Genomic DNA, 1,008 nt, shown 5'->3' with positions numbered 1-1,008 from the left:
TTGAGAGACGCCGACCACACCTAGTATATTTTTAAAACGAAGTTTTAAACGGTTTGCTTGGTATGTTTCAAAATTAGAAATACTAGAGATTTCTAACCAACGGTCTTGGGCAGTCGAGAAAACTTCAAAATCGTAAGTCATAGCAGCAGGAAAACCTGTATCGCCACCACATAATCTTAAAATTCTAAAAGGTAATTTAAGCTCACGTAAAATATCTTTTACATGGTCTACCATAGCTTCAAAAGCTTTGTAAGAGTTGTCTGGATGCTCCACTCTAATAATTTCAACTTTATCAAATTGATGTAATCTGTTTAATCCACGAACATGGGCTCCATAACTTCCAGCTTCACGTCTAAAACACGGCGTGTAACCTGTAATACCAATAGGTAATTCGCTTTCGTTTAATAAAACATCTCTAAAAATGTTTGTACCAGGTACTTCGGCAGTAGGGATTAAATATAAATCGTCTCGAGAATCATGGTACATTTGTCCTTCTTTATCAGGTAACTGTCCAGTACCATAACAAGAAGCCTCATTTACTAAATGTGGTAATTGGTATTCTGTGTAGCCCGCAGAAGTATTTTTATCTAAAAAGTAAGCAATTAAAGCACGCTGTAATCTTGCTCCTTTTCCTTTATATACTGGAAAACCTGCTCCAGCAATTTTTGTTCCTAATTCGAAATCAATAATATCGTATTTTTTAGCTAATTCCCAGTGTGGTTGCGCTCCGTCATATAATTTAGGAATGTCACCTTCATTAAAAATCTCTTCATTATCTTCTTCAGATTTTCCTGCAGGCACACTTTCATGAGGGACGTTTGGTAATTTATATAATAAAGTTTGTAGGTTCTCTTCTGCAGCATTTAACGCTTCAGAAAGTGTTTTAGAATCCTCCTTTAATATACCCGTTTTTTCTTTTAACAAGTTAGCTTCAGCTGCTTTTCCAGATTTGTATAAGTTTCCTATTTCTTTAGAAATCGCATTAGATTCTGCTAAAGTATTATCTAA

1 protein-coding gene is annotated in these 1,008 nt (G+C 34.9%); it reads right to left on the bottom strand.

From position 1 onward, the window contains the following. A partial coding sequence (gene serS, locus ASC44_RS00015) for a serine--tRNA ligase (RefSeq protein ID WP_055445591.1) occupies nt 1-1,008 on the bottom strand: 1,008 nt, incomplete at both ends.

The organism is Lacinutrix mariniflava, from assembly GCF_001418015.1.
GTDB classification, from domain to species: domain Bacteria; phylum Bacteroidota; class Bacteroidia; order Flavobacteriales; family Flavobacteriaceae; genus Lacinutrix; species Lacinutrix mariniflava.
The sequence above is the reverse complement of the archived record's forward strand: the minus strand, read 5'-3'. Positions and strand labels throughout refer to the sequence as shown.